At 59.0% G+C, this 16,979-nt stretch carries 16 protein-coding genes; 13 read left to right on the forward strand and 3 right to left on the reverse strand.

What is annotated here, in order from left to right; all coding sequences use genetic code 11:
- Positions 1–38: 38 nt before the first annotated feature.
- The 4 genes from trxB to infA all read left to right on the forward strand — a co-directional run bounded on the left by trxB (position 39) and on the right by infA (position 2,837).
- Entirely contained in the window at positions 39–998 is a 960-nt protein-coding gene (gene trxB, locus ACGJAX_RS25790; protein ID WP_247256169.1) for a thioredoxin-disulfide reductase, read from the forward strand.
- Between the two features lie 64 nt (positions 999–1,062).
- The gene (gene aat / locus ACGJAX_RS25795) at positions 1,063–1,743 is read left to right on the forward strand and encodes a leucyl/phenylalanyl-tRNA--protein transferase (protein ID WP_247256170.1); all 681 of its coding nucleotides are present in this window, start codon (positions 1,063–1,065) and stop codon (positions 1,741–1,743) included.
- A gap of 56 nt (positions 1,744–1,799) precedes the next feature.
- Positions 1,800–2,507: an arginyltransferase gene (locus ACGJAX_RS25800; RefSeq protein WP_247256171.1), complete on the forward strand. Its 708-nt coding sequence runs from the start codon at positions 1,800–1,802 to the stop codon at positions 2,505–2,507.
- Positions 2,508–2,618: 111 nt separating this feature from the next.
- Entirely contained in the window at positions 2,619–2,837 is a 219-nt protein-coding gene (infA, locus tag ACGJAX_RS25805) for a translation initiation factor IF-1 (RefSeq protein WP_002553999.1), read from the forward strand.
- Positions 2,838–3,097: 260 nt separating this feature from the next.
- On the opposite strand, the gene clpA is transcribed toward infA, so the two are convergent.
- Together clpA and clpS are read right to left on the reverse strand one after the other, a co-directional pair.
- The gene (gene clpA / locus ACGJAX_RS25810; protein ID WP_090323486.1) at positions 3,098–5,368 is read right to left on the reverse strand and encodes an ATP-dependent Clp protease ATP-binding subunit ClpA; all 2,271 of its coding nucleotides are present in this window, start codon (positions 5,366–5,368) and stop codon (positions 3,098–3,100) included.
- A gap of 30 nt (positions 5,369–5,398) precedes the next feature.
- A complete protein-coding gene (gene clpS, locus ACGJAX_RS25815) occupies positions 5,399–5,782 on the reverse strand; it encodes an ATP-dependent Clp protease adapter ClpS (RefSeq protein WP_020799529.1) in 384 nt (127 codons plus the stop codon).
- A gap of 224 nt (positions 5,783–6,006) precedes the next feature.
- Here clpS and cspD point away from each other — a divergent pair, with 224 nt between their 5' ends.
- Positions 6,007–6,273, forward strand: coding sequence for a cold shock domain-containing protein CspD (gene cspD / locus ACGJAX_RS25820; RefSeq protein WP_248915393.1), 267 nt, complete (start codon positions 6,007–6,009; stop codon positions 6,271–6,273).
- A gap of 77 nt (positions 6,274–6,350) precedes the next feature.
- Here the strand turns inward: cspD and icd are convergent, their stop codons facing one another.
- On the reverse strand, positions 6,351–7,607 hold the full coding sequence (icd, locus tag ACGJAX_RS25825; RefSeq protein WP_390956658.1) for an NADP-dependent isocitrate dehydrogenase: 1,257 nt from the start codon (positions 7,605–7,607) through the stop codon (positions 6,351–6,353).
- A gap of 493 nt (positions 7,608–8,100) precedes the next feature.
- Between icd and ACGJAX_RS25830 the strand changes: the two genes are divergently transcribed.
- The 8 genes from ACGJAX_RS25830 (at position 8,101) to ACGJAX_RS25865 (ending at position 16,948) form a co-directional block, all read left to right on the forward strand.
- The gene (locus ACGJAX_RS25830; protein ID WP_390956659.1) at positions 8,101–10,326 is read left to right on the forward strand and encodes an NADP-dependent isocitrate dehydrogenase; all 2,226 of its coding nucleotides are present in this window, start codon (positions 8,101–8,103) and stop codon (positions 10,324–10,326) included.
- A 109-nt stretch (positions 10,327–10,435) separates the two neighbouring features.
- The gene (locus tag ACGJAX_RS25835; RefSeq protein ID WP_248915396.1) at positions 10,436–10,882 is read left to right on the forward strand and encodes an NUDIX hydrolase; all 447 of its coding nucleotides are present in this window, start codon (positions 10,436–10,438) and stop codon (positions 10,880–10,882) included.
- 59 nt (positions 10,883–10,941) lie between these two features.
- Positions 10,942–12,075, forward strand: a complete 1,134-nt coding sequence (gene mnmA, locus ACGJAX_RS25840; RefSeq protein WP_390956660.1) for a tRNA 2-thiouridine(34) synthase MnmA — start codon at positions 10,942–10,944, stop codon at positions 12,073–12,075.
- Entirely contained in the window at positions 12,072–12,695 is a 624-nt protein-coding gene (gene hflD, locus ACGJAX_RS25845) for a high frequency lysogenization protein HflD (protein ID WP_090323498.1), read from the forward strand. The genes mnmA and hflD overlap by 4 nt, the downstream gene beginning before the upstream one ends.
- A gap of 127 nt (positions 12,696–12,822) precedes the next feature.
- On the forward strand, positions 12,823–14,193 hold the full coding sequence (gene purB / locus ACGJAX_RS25850) for an adenylosuccinate lyase (protein ID WP_247256176.1): 1,371 nt from the start codon (positions 12,823–12,825) through the stop codon (positions 14,191–14,193).
- Between the two features lie 85 nt (positions 14,194–14,278).
- Positions 14,279–15,448, forward strand: coding sequence for a cupin domain-containing protein (locus tag ACGJAX_RS25855; protein ID WP_248915397.1), 1,170 nt, complete (start codon positions 14,279–14,281; stop codon positions 15,446–15,448).
- Positions 15,441–15,866, forward strand: coding sequence for a GNAT family N-acetyltransferase (locus ACGJAX_RS25860; protein ID WP_090323502.1), 426 nt, complete (start codon positions 15,441–15,443; stop codon positions 15,864–15,866). Before ACGJAX_RS25855 ends, ACGJAX_RS25860 begins: the two co-directional genes overlap by 8 nt.
- A 320-nt stretch (positions 15,867–16,186) precedes the next feature.
- Positions 16,187–16,948: a secretin N-terminal domain-containing protein gene (locus ACGJAX_RS25865; RefSeq protein WP_390956661.1), complete on the forward strand. Its 762-nt coding sequence runs from the start codon at positions 16,187–16,189 to the stop codon at positions 16,946–16,948.
- Positions 16,949–16,979: the final 31 nt, after the last annotated feature.

Consider the following 16,979-nt stretch of genomic DNA (forward strand, 5'->3'; position numbering starts at 1 on the left):
GCATTCTCTTTTGTGACAAAGGCTTATGAGGTGTTTTTATGAGCGAAGCGAAGCATCACCGCCTGATCATTCTGGGTTCCGGCCCCGCCGGTTACAGCGCAGCCGTGTATGCCGCCCGCGCCAACCTCAAACCCGTTGTCATTACAGGCATACAGGCAGGTGGCCAGCTCACCACCACCGTCGAAGTCGATAACTGGCCCGGCGATGTCGAAGGCCTTACCGGCCCCGTCCTGATGGAGCGCATGCAAAAACACGCCGAACGCTTTGACACAGAGATCGTTTACGACCACATCCACACGGCCAAGTTGCAACAGCGCCCGTTTGAACTTACGGGAGACAGCGGAACCTACACCTGCGATGCGCTGATTATCGCCACCGGGGCATCCGCGCAATACCTGGGGCTGCCCTCGGAAGAGACGTTTGCCGGCAAAGGCGTTTCAGCCTGCGCGACCTGTGACGGCTTTTTCTATCGCAACCAGGTCGTCGCCGTGATCGGAGGCGGTAATACCGCGGTTGAAGAAGCGCTGTACTTGTCGAACATCGCCAAGGAAGTCCATTTGATTCATCGTCGCGACAAGTTGCGCTCGGAGAAAATCCTGCAAGACAAGCTCTTCGAAAAAGCCGCCAATGGCAATATCCGCCTGCACTGGAACCAGCATCTGGATGAAGTGCTGGGCGATGCCAGCGGCGTCACCGGCGCGCGCCTGCGCGATAGCCATACCGGGGCCACACAGGAATTACCCCTGGCCGGCGTGTTCATCGCCATTGGCCACAAGCCCAACACCGACCTGTTCGTCGGCCAGCTGGAAATGCGGGACGGCTACCTATTGGTCAAGGGCGGCAACGAAGGCGACGCCACGGCGACGGCCATCCCTGGCGTATTCGCTGCAGGTGATGTGGCCGACCATGTCTATCGCCAAGCCGTCACTTCGGCCGGAGCGGGCTGCATGGCGGCACTGGATGCGGAAAAATACCTGGACGACATTCCCGTCGTTTGACGGCACACTGAGTGGCGGACCGACAATCCGCCACCGCCCTCCCCTCTCTGCAAGCCCGAACGCCATGCTGACTTGGTTACAACGCAACACATTGACCTTCCCGCCGCTGGAAAAAGCCATGCGCGACCCCAACGGCCTGTTGGCCGCCGGGGGCGATCTGTCCGCCGATCGGCTGATCCGGGCCTACCGTCACGGCTGCTTTCCCTGGTTCTCGGAAGGCCAGCCGATTCTCTGGTGGTCGCCAGACCCCCGCACTGTGTTGTTTCCCGACGAACTGCATGTCTCGCGCAGCCTGAACAAATTACTGCGCCAACAACGCTACCAAGTGACGTTCGATCAGGATTTTGCCGCAGTCATCCGCGCCTGCGCCGCGCCGCGGGAATACGCTGACGGCACCTGGATCACGCAAGCCATGCAGGACGCCTATCTGGAGCTGCACAAACGCGGCTACGCCCATTCGGTGGAGGTCTGGGATCAGGGCGAACTGGTTGGCGGGTTGTATGGCCTGGCAATGGGGCAATTGTTTTTCGGCGAATCCATGTTCAGCCGCGCGGACAACGCCTCTAAATATGGCTTTGCCACCCTGGTGCGACATCTGAAAGACTCGGGGTTCGTGCTGATCGATTGCCAGATGCCGACCGATCATCTGCACAGTCTGGGCGCCCGAGCGATCCCCCGCCGCGCGTTTGCCGGCTATCTGGCGCAGTATCTGGACCAGCCCAGCCGCGCAACCTGGGTTTGCTGAGCGACTTTTGCGCGCGTGGCTTACACTTATTCAAAAGCTTATCCCGAGGGTTGATCATGACCGAGTTGGCGCGTTTGAAGTTCTATGCCACTCAGCCCCACTCTTGCAGTTATCTGCCCGAAGAGCAGGCGACAACCCTGTTCCTCGATCCTAGCCAGCCCATGGATGTGCATGTCTATGCGGACCTGTCGGAAATGGGGTTTCGTCGCAGTGGCGACCACCTCTATCGTCCGCATTGCCAAAACTGCAATGCGTGTGTACCTGCACGCATCCCCGTAGGGCAATTCACGCCTAACCGTCAGCAGAAACGCATTTTCAAACGCAATGCCGACTTGCAGGTACGCCCGGCCAAGCCAGGCTTCAGCGAAGAGTATTTCGACCTTTACCAACGCTATATCGAACAGCGTCATGCCGATGGCGACATGTACCCACCGAGTCGCGATCAGTTTTCGACGTTTCTGGTACGCGATCTGCCGTTTTCACGCTTCTACGAATTCCGCCTCGATGGACGGCTGCTGGCCATCGCCGTCACCGACCTTTTGCCCAACGGACTGTCGGCGGTCTACACCTTCTACGAGCCCGGCGAAGAGCGACGCAGCCTGGGGCGCTTTGCAATTCTCTGGCAAATTGCCGAAGCCCGGCGTCTGGGGCTGGACGCGGTCTATCTCGGTTACTGGATCAAAAACTGCAAAAAAATGAGCTACAAGACGCAATATCGGCCCATTGAACTGCTGATTAATCAGCGCTGGGTTGTTCTGAACTAGAGCACGGCCTAAACCCCTTGGCTTGAACCCCACTTTTCGGGCACAATGCACGCCGCTTTTGCCTGGCGCAGTTGCACCGGGCCATTCATTGGACACCGAGGGCTTTACTGCATGTCGAAAGAAGACAGCTTCGAAATGGAAGGCACTGTCGTCGACACCCTGCCCAACACCATGTTTCGTGTGGAGTTGGAAAATGGGCACGTCGTAACCGCGCATATTTCCGGCAAGATGCGCAAGAACTACATTCGTATTCTTACCGGTGACAAAGTGCGCGTCGAGCTGACGCCCTATGACTTGAGCAAAGGGCGCATCACTTACCGCGCTCGCTAAGGTAGGAGCTAGCTTGCTCGCGATAAACCTGAGGGTTACGCGTCTAGCCAGACTCCCCGCATCATCGTTGACGACCATCGCGAGCAAGCTCGCTCCTACAGAGACAGGGTCCGCTCGCTGATCAAGTCAACACAAAACGCCCGGCATTGCCGGGCGTTTTTGTTTGCGTGGGATTTCGATGGAGACTCCACCTTCATCACCAGATGCCGGATAGCAAATAGGCGCCAATCGGCGCCTATTGGCTTTGTAACGGTTTAACGTCAGGCCATTTCGGCCGTTGTCTCGAACTCGAAGGTCAGCTCGCCGTCCTTGATGTCGATGTGCACCACACCGCCATGTTCGGCCAGTTCGCCAAAGAGAATCTCCTCCGCCAGTGGACGCTTGATCTTGTCCTGGATCAGGCGAGCCATGGGGCGAGCACCCATCGCTACGTCGTAACCACCGGCCGCCAGCCAGCTGCGGGCAGCATCGGTGACTTCCAACAGCACACGCTTGTCCTCCAGCTGCGCCTGAAGCTCGATAAGGAACTTGTCCACCACGCTCTTGATAACCTCGTGACTGAGGCGACCAAACTGGATGATGGTGTCCAGGCGGTTACGGAATTCCGGCGTGAAGCTTTTCTTGATCACCTCCATCGCGTCGGAAGAGTGATCCTGATAGGTGAAACCGATCGACGCACGCGCTGCTGTCTCGGCACCGGCGTTGGTCGTCATGATGACGATCACGTTACGGAAATCCGCCTTGCGCCCGTTGTTATCGGTCAACGTACCGTGGTCCATGACCTGCAGCAGCAGGTTGAAGACTTCCGGATGCGCCTTCTCGATTTCATCGAGCAACAGCACGCAGTGTGGCTGCTTGGTAATGGCTTCGGTCAGCAGACCGCCCTGATCGAACCCGACATAGCCCGGAGGCGCACCAATCAGACGCGAGACGGTGTGCCGCTCCATGTACTCGGACATGTCGAAACGAACCAGCTCGACACCCAAGGCCTTGGCAAGCTGACGTGCCGCCTCGGTTTTACCGACACCGGTAGGACCGGCGAACAGGAACGAACCGACAGGCTTGTCAGGCGACTTGAGGCCGGCACGGGACAGTTTGATCGCGGTCGCCAGGGAGTCGATCGCGGCATCCTGGCCAAACACTGTCAGCTTCAGGTCACGCTCAAGGTTACGCAGCAGTTCCTTGTCGGAACTGGTGACGTGTTTTGGTGGAATCCGCGCGATTTTCGCGACGATGTCCTCGACCTGAGCCACCTCGATGCGTTTTACGCGCTTGTCGATCGGCTGCAGGCGCTGGTAGGCACCCGCTTCATCGATGACGTCGATGGCCTTGTCCGGCATGTGCCGGTCATTGATGTAGCGCGACGCCAGTTCGGCAGCGGCACGCAGGGCTTCATCGCTGTATTCGATGTTGTGATGGGTCTCGAAACGCCCTTTCAGGCCGCGCAGGATACCGATGGTGTCTTCCACCGAAGGTTCTGACACATCGACTTTCTGGAAGCGCCGAGCCAGGGCACGGTCCTTCTCGAAAATGCCGCGAAATTCCTGGAAGGTGGTCGAACCGATGCAACGGATATCACCGGAAGACAGCAGCGGCTTGAGCAGGTTCGAGGCATCCATGACGCCGCCGGACGCTGCGCCCGCACCGATGATGGTGTGGATTTCATCGATGAACAGGATCGCCTGCGGACGTTTTTTCAGTTCATTGAGCAACGCCTTGAAGCGCTTCTCGAAATCGCCGCGGTATTTGGTCCCGGCCAGCAAGGCGCCCAGATCAAGGGAGTAAACCACGCTATTGGCCAGCAGGTCCGGCACCTGGTTGTCGACAATGCGTTTGGCCAGGCCTTCGGCAATCGCGGTTTTACCCACGCCCGCCTCGCCGACCAGCAGCGGATTGTTTTTGCGACGACGCGCCAGGATCTGCGCAACGCGCTCGACTTCCAGCTCACGACCGACCAACGGATCGATACGACCCTGGCGCGCGAGTTCGTTAAGGTTACTGGCATAAGCGTCCAGTGGGTTGCCTGAAGAAGAAGACTCACCGCCCTCGTCGTCCTGCATATCTTGCTCGCCCTCAGAGTGATCGCCGTGCCCTGGCACCTTGGAAATGCCATGGGCGATGTAGTTGACGACATCGATACGGGCAACGCTCTGCTGTTTCAGCAGGAACACTGCCTGACTCTCTTGCTCACTGAAGATCGCGACCAGCACGTTGGCGCCAGTCACTTCGCGTTTGCCCGAGCTCTGTACGTGAAACACAGCACGCTGCAGTACACGCTGGAAGCCCAGGGTTGGCTGGGTTTCACGATCCTCGTCATGCACGGGGATCAACGGCGTGGTGGAGTCGATGAACTCCTGCAGGTCGTGTTTGAGTTTGTCGAGGTTCGCGCCGCAGGCACGCAAAACGGTGGCGGCAGCCTCATTGTCCAATAGGGCCAACAGGAGATGCTCGACGGTCATGAATTCATGACGCTTCGAACGGGCCTCCTTGAAGGCAAGATTGAGGGTGACTTCGAGCTCGCGGTTTAACATAGCTTCACCTCATACCCAAGTGTCCGGCGATTAACCGTCCTTCTCGATTTCACAGAGTAGCGGATGCTGGCTTTCCCTGGCGTACTGGTTGACCTGCATGGCCTTGGTCTCGGCGATGTCGCGGGTAAACACTCCACATACTGCCCGCCCTTCTGTATGGACGGCCAGCATGACCTTGGTCGCCAGCTCGCGATTCAGGTTAAAAAACACCTCGAGCACTTCGACGACGAAATCCATCGGTGTGTAGTCATCATTGAACAAAACCACCTTGTACATCGGCGGCGCCTGTAGCGCAGGCTTGGCCTCCTGAACAGCAATGCCTGCGGAATCGTCGTCATGCTCCTCCGGGCGATCTTTCTGGAGAGTCGGGCGATCCTGATTGAATGTTAGTCGAATCTGGCTGATTGCATGCATGGAAAGAAAGGTTCGTCAGTTGTGCAAATACAGTGGTGGGGGCGACCATGGACGATTTCAACTCCGACTGCCTGGTCAGCTTGACTATCAGCAAAACGGTGTTACAACCAATAGAGCCCACAGTGGGTAAAAAAGGTCCGCGGAGTCAACTTTTTTCGAAGAAGTGACTGCGGATGAACTGGATGATACTCCAGTGATGGAGTCTGTTGCAGAGGGATATGGATATGTCAGGCGTCAAGGTCAGTGGCAAGGTGAAATGGTTCAATAACGCCAAGGGTTACGGATTTATCAATGAGGATGGCAAGAGCGAAGACCTGTTCGCTCACTACTCGGCCATCCAGATGGATGGTTATAAAACCCTGAAAGCCGGCCAGGCTGTCGTCTTCGAGATCATTCAGGGCCCTAAAGGCCTGCACGCCGTCAACATTGGCTTGCCACAGGACACCAGCGCAGTCGCAAAACCTTCCGGACAACAAACCGTCACTGCCTGAACCACATACGCCCCGGTCAAATGAAAACACCCGACTCAATCGCTTGAGTCGGGTGTTTTTTTGTTGCCGGTATTCGCTTACATGTGCGAGATCAGGGCATCGCCGAACGCCGAAGACGAAAGCAGCGTGGCGCCGTCCATCAAACGCTCGAAGTCATAGGTCACGGTCTTGGCCGAAATTGCGCCGTTGGTACCCTTGATGATCAGGTCGGCCGCCTCGGTCCAGCCCATGTGGCGCAGCATCATTTCCGCGGACAGAATCAGCGAACCCGGGTTGACCTGGTCCTTGCCGGCGTACTTCGGTGCAGTACCGTGGGTGGCTTCGAACATGGCCACGGTGTCGGACAGGTTGGCACCTGGCGCGATACCGATACCCCCTACTTCCGCCGCCAGGGCGTCGGAGAGGTAGTCGCCGTTCAGGTTCAGGGTCGCGATGACATCGTATTCGGCCGGGCGCAACAGGATCTGCTGAAGCATGGCGTCGGCGATGGCATCCTTGACGATGACGTTCTTGCCGGTTTTCGGATTCTTGAACTGCATCCACGGACCGCCGTCGAGCAGGGTCGCGCCGAACTCTTCAGCCGCCACTTCGTAGGCCCATTCCTTGAAGGCACCTTCGGTGAACTTCATGATGTTGCCTTTGTGCACGATGGTCAGCGAATCGCGGTCGTTATCGACCACATATTGCAGCGCCTTGCGCGCCAGACGCTTGGTGCCCTGCAGGGAAACCGGCTTGACGCCGATACCGCAGTTTTCGTCGAAACGGATCTTGGTAACGCCCATTTCCTCTTTGAGGAATTTGATGACCTTGGTGGCCTCAGGCGAACCGGCCTTCCACTCGATACCGGCATAGATGTCTTCGGAGTTCTCGCGGAAGATCGTCATGTCGACGTCGCCTGGCTTCTTGACCGGGCTCGGCACGCCTTCGAACCAGCGCACCGGACGCAGGCAGACATAGAGATCGAGTTGCTGGCGCAGCGCCACGTTCAGCGAGCGAATGCCGCCACCCACCGGAGTGGTCAGCGGGCCCTTGATGGAAACCACGTAATCCCTGACCGCGTCCAGGGTTTCCTGAGGCAGCCAGGTGTCCTGATCGTAAACCTGAGTCGCTTTTTCCCCGGCGTACACTTCCATCCAGGAAATCTTGCGTTCGCCGCCGTAAGCCTTCTTCACAGCAGCATCGACAACCTTGATCATGACCGGGCTGATATCAACCCCAATGCCGTCGCCTTCGATGAAGGGAATGATCGGGTTATTAGGAACATTGAGAGAATGGTCTGCATTGACGGTGATTTTGTCGCCGACGGCTGGAACCTGAATCTTCTTGTAACCCATGCTGAACTCCATTGATTGGATTGAACATCTGGCTTCGTTCGAGCGTAACCCAGTTAAATCTGCGCGCAAACCCTATGTTCCTTCCACGTGCCGCAAAGCTGCACAACTGGTGACCTACAAGCCTGAAAGCAAAGGGAAAAGCGCCAAACTACAGCACGACGAATGACTCTACGCCCGACGCGCCCCTGCGACCTTTAGACCAATGGACGACAATCGTTGTGTATGAACCATCGGCAGATTGCCAGCTACCTATGTATAATGCCGCCCGCTGACCAAAGGGTCACGACGACTGAACTGCTCCACGATGAGCCTTTCCGCCGCATAAGCCGGCCTGTTACCGCAGCCCGCTTGCTTGACGCTCTACTGATGCACCCAACATCACAGCAACGAAACCTCGATATTCGGCTCATGGATGACTTTGAACGAACGCGCTTACCCGGCGCCCTCGAGTTTCTGCGCACGCTTTAGCAAAGAAGAGAGAGTTAATCCGAATATGCCCACCCGCTCGAAGATCATCTATACCTTCACCGACGAAGCTCCCGCCCTCGCCACCTATTCACTGTTGCCTATCGTAGAGGCCTTCACCGCCTCGGCTGATATCGCCGTTGAAACCCGCGATATCTCTCTTGCAGGGCGCATCCTGGCCAGCTTCCCCGAGCAATTGGGCGACAAAGCCGTAGCCGACCACCTCGCCGAACTGGGCGCCCTGGCCGTTACGCCTGAAGCCAACATCATCAAGCTGCCGAACATCAGCGCCTCGGTTCCGCAACTGCAAGCCGCGATCAAAGAGCTGCAGGCCCAGGGCTACGCACTGCCGGACTACCCGGAAACCGTGACCACTGAAGCCGACAAAGAAGCCAAGGCCCGTTACGACAAGGTCAAGGGCAGTGCCGTGAACCCGGTTCTGCGCGAAGGCAACTCCGATCGTCGCGCCCCGCTGTCGGTCAAGAACTATGCCCGCAAGCACCCGCACAAAATGGGCGCCTGGGCAGCTGACTCCAAGTCGCACGTCGCGCACATGAACACCGGTGATTTCTACGGCAGCGAAAAGGCTGCCCTGATCGACGCCGCTGGCGCTGTGAAAATCGAATTGATCGCTCAAGACGGCACCACCACCGTCCTGAAAGAAAAAACCACCGTGCAAGCCGGTGAGATCCTCGATTGCGCGGTCATGAGCAAAAACGCCCTGCGCAGCTTCATCGCCGCCGAAATCGAAGACGCCAAAGCCAAGGGCGTACTGCTGTCGGTTCACCTGAAAGCCACCATGATGAAGGTCTCCGACCCGATCATGTTCGGCCAGATCGTTGCCGAGTTCTATAAAGACGCGCTGGCCAAGCACGCTGACGTGCTGGCGCAGATCGGCTTCAACCTGAACAACGGCATCGGCGACCTGTACGCTCGCATCAAGGCCCTGCCGGCCGAGCAGCAAGCCGCCATCGAAGCCGACATCCAGGCGGTCTACGCCATGCGCCCATCGCTGGCCATGGTCAACTCCGACAAGGGCATCACAAACCTGCACGTGCCGAGCGACGTCATCGTCGACGCCTCGATGCCAGCGATGATCCGTGACTCCGGCAAGATGTGGGGCACCGACGGTCAACTGCACGACACCAAGGCCGTGATCCCGGATCGCTGCTACGCCACCATCTACCAGGCGGTGATCGAAGACTGCAAGGCAAACGGCGCTTTCGACCCAACCACCATGGGCAGCGTGCCGAACGTTGGCCTGATGGCGAAAAAAGCCGAAGAGTACGGCTCCCACGACAAGACTTTCCAGATCAAGACCAACGGTGTTGTCCGCGTGACCGACACCCACGGCACCCTGCTGCTGGAACAGTCGGTTGAAGCCGGCGACATCTTCCGCATGTGCCAGACCAAAGACGCGCCGATCCAGGACTGGGTCAAACTGGCGGTCAACCGTGCTCGCGCAAGCGCCACTCCAGCCATCTTCTGGCTGGACCCGATGCGCGCCCACGACGGCGTAGTGATCGAGAAAGTTCAGGCTTACCTGAAGGATCACGACACTGCCGGCCTGGACATCCAGATCATGGCGCCAGTTGACGCGATGAAGTACACCCTGCAGCGCACCCGCGAAGGCAAGGACACCATCTCGGTGACCGGCAACGTTCTGCGTGACTACCTGACCGACCTGTTCCCGATCATGGAACTGGGCACCAGCGCCAAGATGCTGTCGATCGTGCCGCTGATGAACGGCGGTGGCCTGTTCGAAACCGGCGCTGGCGGTTCGGCACCGAAGCACGTTCAACAGCTGCTGGAAGAAAACTTCCTGCGCTGGGACTCGCTGGGTGAGTTCCTGGCCCTGGCCGCGTCCCTGGAACACCTGGGCGTGACCTACAACAATCCCAAGGCGCTGGTTCTGGCCAAGACCCTGGACCAGGCCACCGGCCAGTTCCTGGACAACAACAAGTCGCCATCGCGCAAAGTCGGCAACATCGACAACCGCGGCAGCCACTTCTACCTGGCGCTGTACTGGGCTCAAGCCCTGGCTGCCCAGACCGAAGACACGGCCCTGCAAGCGCAATTCGCGACCCTGGCCAAGACCTTGACCGAGAACGAAGCGACCATCGTTGCCGAGCTCAACGCCGTTCAGGGCAAGCCAGTGGACATCGGCGGTTACTACCACGCCAATGCCGAACTGATCAGCAAAGCCATGCGCCCAAGCGCCACGCTCAACGCGGCGATTGCTGCGCTGGTGTAAGGTTGTAAGGGAACATCACAAGCCCCGGCCCCGTGCCGGGGTTTGTGTTTGTGGCTTTTGTAGAAACACAAAACCCTGTGGGACAGCATTTCAACATCGAGGACAGCTCATGGACTGGAAACCCCATATCACCGTCGCCACCATCGTCGAAGACAATGGCCGCTTCCTGATGGTCGAAGAACTCAAGCACGGACGCGTGGTACTCAATCAACCGGCCGGCCACCTCGACCCGAACGAAACCCTGACCGAGGCCGCCGTGCGCGAAACCCTTGAGGAAACCGGCTGGGACGTCGAGCCGACCGGCGTGCTGGGCATTTATCTCTATACCGCACCGAGCAACGGCGTGACCTACCAACGGGTCTGCTTCATCGCCAAGCCCCTCGAACACCATCCGGACTATCAACTGGACGACGGCATAGTCGGCGCCAAGTGGTTGACCCGCGAGGAATTAATCGAACAGCGTGACAATTGGCGCAGCGAGCTGATTATCCGCTGTATCGACGACTATCTGGACGGTAAACACTTCGGTCTCGAATTGATCCGCCCTTCTCTTTAGCCTTGCGGGCTCCAGCCTGTTAGAATCGCGTCCTTTTTCAAGACACTCATTGAATCCCTATGCGTGATCCAGCCCCTTCTGACACACAAAAGAAGCGCGTCATTGTCGGCATGTCCGGCGGCGTGGACTCTTCCGTTTCCGCCCTCCTGCTGATCGAGCAGGGTTATGAGGTGGAAGGCCTGTTCATGAAGAACTGGGAAGAAGACGATGGAACGGAATACTGCACCGCCATGGATGACCTGGCGGATGCCCAGGCCGTGTGCGACAAGATTGGCATCAAGCTGCACACCGCCAACTTCGCCGCCGAGTACTGGGACAACGTCTTCGAGCACTTCCTGGCCGAATACAAGGCCGGTCGCACGCCGAACCCGGACATCCTGTGCAACCGCGAAATCAAGTTCAAGGCGTTCCTCGACTACGCCATGATGCTGGGTGCCGACCTGATTGCCACTGGCCACTACGTGCGCCGCCGTGACATCGACGGTCGCACCGAATTGCTCAAGGGCCTGGACGCGAACAAGGACCAGAGCTATTTCCTGCACGCCGTCGGCGGCGAACAAATCGCCAAAACCCTGTTCCCGGTCGGCGAACTGGAAAAACCGGAAGTACGCGCGATTGCCGAGAAATACGAACTGGCGACCGCGAAGAAAAAAGACTCCACCGGGATCTGCTTTATCGGCGAACGTCGCTTCAGCGACTTCCTCAAACAGTACCTGCCAGCACAACCGGGCGAGATCAAAACCACCGAAGGTGAAGTCATCGGCCACCACCATGGCCTGATGTATCACACCATCGGCCAGCGCCAGGGCCTGGGCATCGGCGGCTTGAAAGACGCTGGCGACGAGCCATGGTACGTGCTGATCAAGGATCTGGAACATAACGAACTGATCGTCGGCCAGGGCAATGACCACCCGTGGCTGTTCTCCCGCGCCCTGCTCGCTTCGGACATCTATTGGGTCAATCCAATCGACCTGAGCGAGCCGCGCCGACTGACCGCCAAGGTCCGCTATCGCCAGAGCGACCAGCCCTGCACCCTGGAAAAGACCGCCACCGGCTACCGCGCCACGTTTGACGACCCGCAGCGCGCGGTCACTCCGGGCCAGTCCGTGGTGTTCTATGACGGTGAAATTTGCCTGGGTGGCGGGGTCATCGAAGTGGCTGAACCCTGGACCAGCAAGGGCCAGGCCCAATGAGCCCGACTCAGGAGCAACTGACGGCGCTGGGCGGCGTGTTTCTCGCCGCCGTACTGGTCGACAGGATCGCCAAGACCGGCCAGACCAACGAGGCCGGCCTGAGCTGCATGCTGGGCAGCCTGCTGATCCGCGACCCCAAGGACACCCTGGAAGTCTATGGCGGCGACGATATCAATCTGCGCGAAGGCTATCGCGCCTTGATTGGCGCCCTTGAACGCGATCCGAGTGCCTTGCAGCGCGAACCGCTGCGCTATGCGCTGGCCATGCTCGGCCTTGAGCGCCAGCTGGCCAAACGCAGCGACATGCTGGACATCATCGGCAAACGCCTGCCCCAGATTCAATCCCAGGTTGAACACTTCGGCCCGGTTCATGAAAACGTGATCGCCGCGTGTGGCGCGCTGTACCAGGACACCCTGAGTACCCTGCGCCAACGCATCCAGGTCCACGGCGACATGCGCAACCTGCAGCAACCGAGCAACGCTTCGAAAATCCGCGCGTTGCTGCTGGCCGGCATCCGCTCGGCACGCTTGTGGCGGCAGTTGGGCGGTCATCGCTGGCAGCTGGTGATCAGCCGACGCAAATTGCTGAAAGAGCTTTACCCCTTGATGCGCGCCAGCTGAGGCGCATCCGCGACACCCTTTTGTAGTCAGTAACGCGTAATACGCTGGTCAGTTGGCAACGGACCGGCGGATTTTTTCATGTATGATACGCGCCCCATTTCGTTGCCCGACTGTCCGAGAACACCCCATGCAGCTCTCTTCGCTCACTGCGGTTTCCCCTGTTGACGGCCGCTACGCCGGCAAAACCCAGGCCCTGCGCCCAATTTTCAGCGAGTACGGCCTGATCCGTGCCCGCGTTCTGGTTGAAGTGCGCTGGCTCCAGCGTCTGGCCGCTCACCCTGCCATCAGCGAAGTGCCGGCGTTCTCCGCCGAAGCCAACGCGGTGCTCAACACCCTGGCGGAAAACTTCTCTCTGGAACACGCCGAGCGCGTCAAAGAGATCGAGCGCACCACCAACCACGACGTAAAAGCCATTGAGTACCTGCTCAAAGAGCAAGCGGCCAAGCTGCCGGAACTGGCCAAGGTCAGCGAGTTCATCCACTTTGCCTGCACCAGCGAGGACATCAACAACCTGTCCCACGCCCTGATGCTGCGCGAAGGCCGCGATGACGTGATGCTGCCGCTGATGCGCCAGACCGCCAACGCCATCCGCGAACTGGCACTGCGCTTCGCTGAAGTGCCAATGCTGTCGCGCACCCACGGTCAACCGGCTTCGCCGACCACCCTGGGCAAAGAACTGGCGAACGTGGTTTACCGCCTGGAGCGTCAAATCGCTCAAGTCGCTGCCGTTCCGCTGCTGGGCAAGATCAACGGCGCCGTCGGCAACTACAACGCACACCTGTCGGCCTACCCCGAGATCGACTGGGAAGCCAACGCCCGCGCCTTCATCGAAGACGAGCTGGGCCTGGCCTTCAACCCCTACACCACGCAGATCGAGCCGCACGACTACATCGCCGAGCTGTTCGACGCAATCGCCCGCTTCAACACCATCCTGATCGACTTCGACCGCGACATCTGGGGCTACATCTCCCTGGGCTATTTCAAGCAGCGCACCATCGCGGGCGAAATCGGTTCGTCGACCATGCCGCACAAGGTCAACCCGATCGACTTCGAAAACTCCGAAGGCAACCTGGGCATCGCCAACGCACTGTTCCAGCACCTGGCGAGCAAGCTGCCGATTTCCCGTTGGCAGCGCGACCTGACCGACTCCACCGTCCTGCGCAACCTCGGCGTCGGCTTCGCCCACAGCGTGATCGCGTACGAAGCCAGCCTCAAGGGCATCAGCAAGCTGGAGCTCAACGAGCAGAAAATCGCCGCCGACCTGGACGCGTGCTGGGAAGTCCTGGCCGAGCCGATCCAGACCGTGATGCGTCGCTACAACATCGAAAACCCGTACGAAAAGCTGAAAGAATTGACTCGCGGCAAGGGCATCAGCCCTGAAGCGCTGCAAACTTTCATCGACGGCCTGGACATGCCGGCCGCCGCCAAGGCCGAGCTGAAATTGCTCACCCCGGCGAACTACATCGGCAACGCTGTAGCTCAAGCCAAACGCATCTGATCGACCGCATGACCCTTTGAGACGCCCGGCAGCGCCGGGCGTTTTCATTCCCGTATGAAAAGCGCATTTTTTCAATAGGTTACACATGAATCCTGACATTCCTCTTCAACTTCTGGGCGGCATCACGGCACGGGAGTTCCTGCGCGACTACTGGCAAAAGAAACCGCTGCTGATTCGTCAGGCGATTCCTGATTTCGAAAGCCCGATCGATCCCGACGAACTGGCCGGCCTGGCACTGGAAGAAGAAATCGAATCGCGCCTGATCATCGAGCACGGCGAGCGTCCATGGGAATTGCGCCGTGGCCCGTTTGCCGAAGACGAATTCAGCAAACTCCCGGAACGTGAATGGACCCTGCTGGTTCAAGCCGTTGACCAGTTCGTGCCGGAAGTCAGCGAGCTGCTCGAACATTTCCGCTTCCTGCCGAGCTGGCGCATCGACGACGTGATGATCAGCTTCGCCGCGCCAGGTGGCAGCGTGGGCCCGCACTTCGACAACTACGACGTGTTCCTGCTTCAAGGCCACGGCAAGCGCAACTGGAAAATCGGCCAGATGTGCGACTCCGAAAGCCCGCTACTGCAACATGCGGACTTGCGCATCCTCGCTGATTTCGAAGCCACCGATGAGTGGGTACTGGAACCGGGCGACATGCTCTACCTGCCGCCGCGCCTGGCCCACTGCGGCGTAGCCGTTGATGACTGCATGACCTACTCCGTGGGTTTCCGCGCGCCAAGCGCCTCTGAAGTGCTGACCCACTTCACCGACTTCCTCAGCCAGTTCCTGCCGGACGAAGAGCGCTATACAGACGCCGATGCCCTGCCTGCGGTCGACCCTCACCAGATCCAGCACGACGCGCTCGACCGCCTAAAAAATCTGCTGGCCGAGCACATGAGCGACGAGCGCCTGCTGCTGACCTGGTTCGGCCAGTTCATGACCGAGCCGCGCTATCCGGAATTGGTCGTCGGCCCTGAAGACGTCGAAGAAGAAGACGTTCTCGGCGCCCTGGAGCAAGGCGCCGTGCTGATCCGCAACCCGAGCGCACGCCTGGCCTGGTCGGAAGTCGATGACGACCTGCTGCTGTTTGCCAGCGGCCAAAGCCGTTATCTGCCGGGCAAACTGCGCGAGCTGCTGAAAATGATCTGCGCCGCCGATGCCTTGCACGCGGACAACCTGGGTGACTGGCTGAGCGACGAAGACGGCCGCGGTCTGCTGTGTGAACTGGTCAAGCAAGGTAGCCTGGGGTTCGCCGATGAATAAGATTCACGTACGTGTCGCAGACTGGCAAAAGGACAACGCCGAGATCCGGCGCATTCGTGAAGCGGTGTTCGTCGCCGAGCAGTCCGTTCCGCCTGAACTGGAATGGGATGCCGACGATCAGGGCGCGGTGCACTTTCTCGCGCTCGAAGGCGATTTTCCGATCGGTACAGCGCGCCTGCTGCCCGACGGTCACGTTGGCCGAGTGTCGGTACTCAAGGATTGGCGCGGTCTGAAAGTCGGTGATGCGCTGATGCAGGCTGTGATCTGCGAAGCCGAGAAGCGCGGACTGAAACACCAGAAGTTGAGTGCCCAAGTGCAAGCCACCGCGTTCTACGAGCGCCTGGGTTTCAGCGTCGTCAGCGAGGAGTTCCTGGAAGCAGGGATTCCGCATGTCGATATGGTTCGCCATTCGGCTTGATACCCAGTCGCGCCCATCGCGAGCAGGCTCGCTCCCACAATGCTTGAGCAAGACCTTGTGGGAGCGAGCCTGCTCGCGAAGAAGCATGAAAGAACAGCACAGAACGCCCCGCCATTTTCGGATGCCGGGGCGTTTTGCTGCCCAGGATTCAACTTGCCCCACTGCGGGCCGACAAACTGGCACTATCAACATCTGCAGGAGCGAGCTTGCTCGCGATGGTCGTCAACGATGGCGCGTTTTCATTGGATAAACGTGGCGTTCCGAAGCTCATTGCGAGCAAGCTCGTTCCTGCACAAATCACAATGTCGGAGATAACGGAAATGTCCCTACGCACCCTGCTCACCGCGCTGCTGGTGACCTGCAGTTTTTCGGTCATGGCTGCGACCGAAATCGTGCCATTGAACTACCACACCAGCGCCGATCTGTTACCGGTCGCACGGGATTTCATCGGCAAGGAAGGCCAGGTCAGCTCCTACGAAAATCAGCTCATAGTCAACGCCGATCAGCGCAAAATCGACGAACTTAAGGTGCTCTTAAGCCAACTCGATACCGCCCCGAAACGCCTGCTGATCACTGTCGATACCAACGAAAACAATTTCCAGGGCGACCAGGGCTATTCGGTCAATGGCGCCAAGCCGAGCCAGACCCGCATCATCAACCGCAGCACAACCAGCCGTGACGGTGGCATTCAGCAGGTCCAGGCCAGCGAAGGTGCGCCAGCACTGATCCAGGTAGGCCAGAGCGTACCGCTGACCAGCACCCAGACCGACGCCTATGGCGTTTTGCGCAGTCAGACCGAATACCGCAACGTCACCCAGGGCTTTTACGTCACGGCGACTGTCACCGGCGACATCGTTCACCTGTCGATCAGTACCAATCGTGACCGCATGAGCCAGGAACGTCCCGATGTAGTGAACGTACAAAGCACCGACACAACCGTCACCGGGCGCCTGGGCGAATGGATCCTGCTGGCCGGGGTCAACAGCCAGACACAGGCCGACAAACAGGGCCTCAGTCGCAGCTACTCGACCCAGGGCCGGGACGACATGACGTTGCGGGTGAAAGTCGATACTTTGGACTAAGTCACCAAAAACTGACTGACAAGTCGTATTA

Source organism: Pseudomonas moorei, assembly GCF_042846945.1.
GTDB classification, from domain to species: domain Bacteria; phylum Pseudomonadota; class Gammaproteobacteria; order Pseudomonadales; family Pseudomonadaceae; genus Aquipseudomonas; species Aquipseudomonas moorei.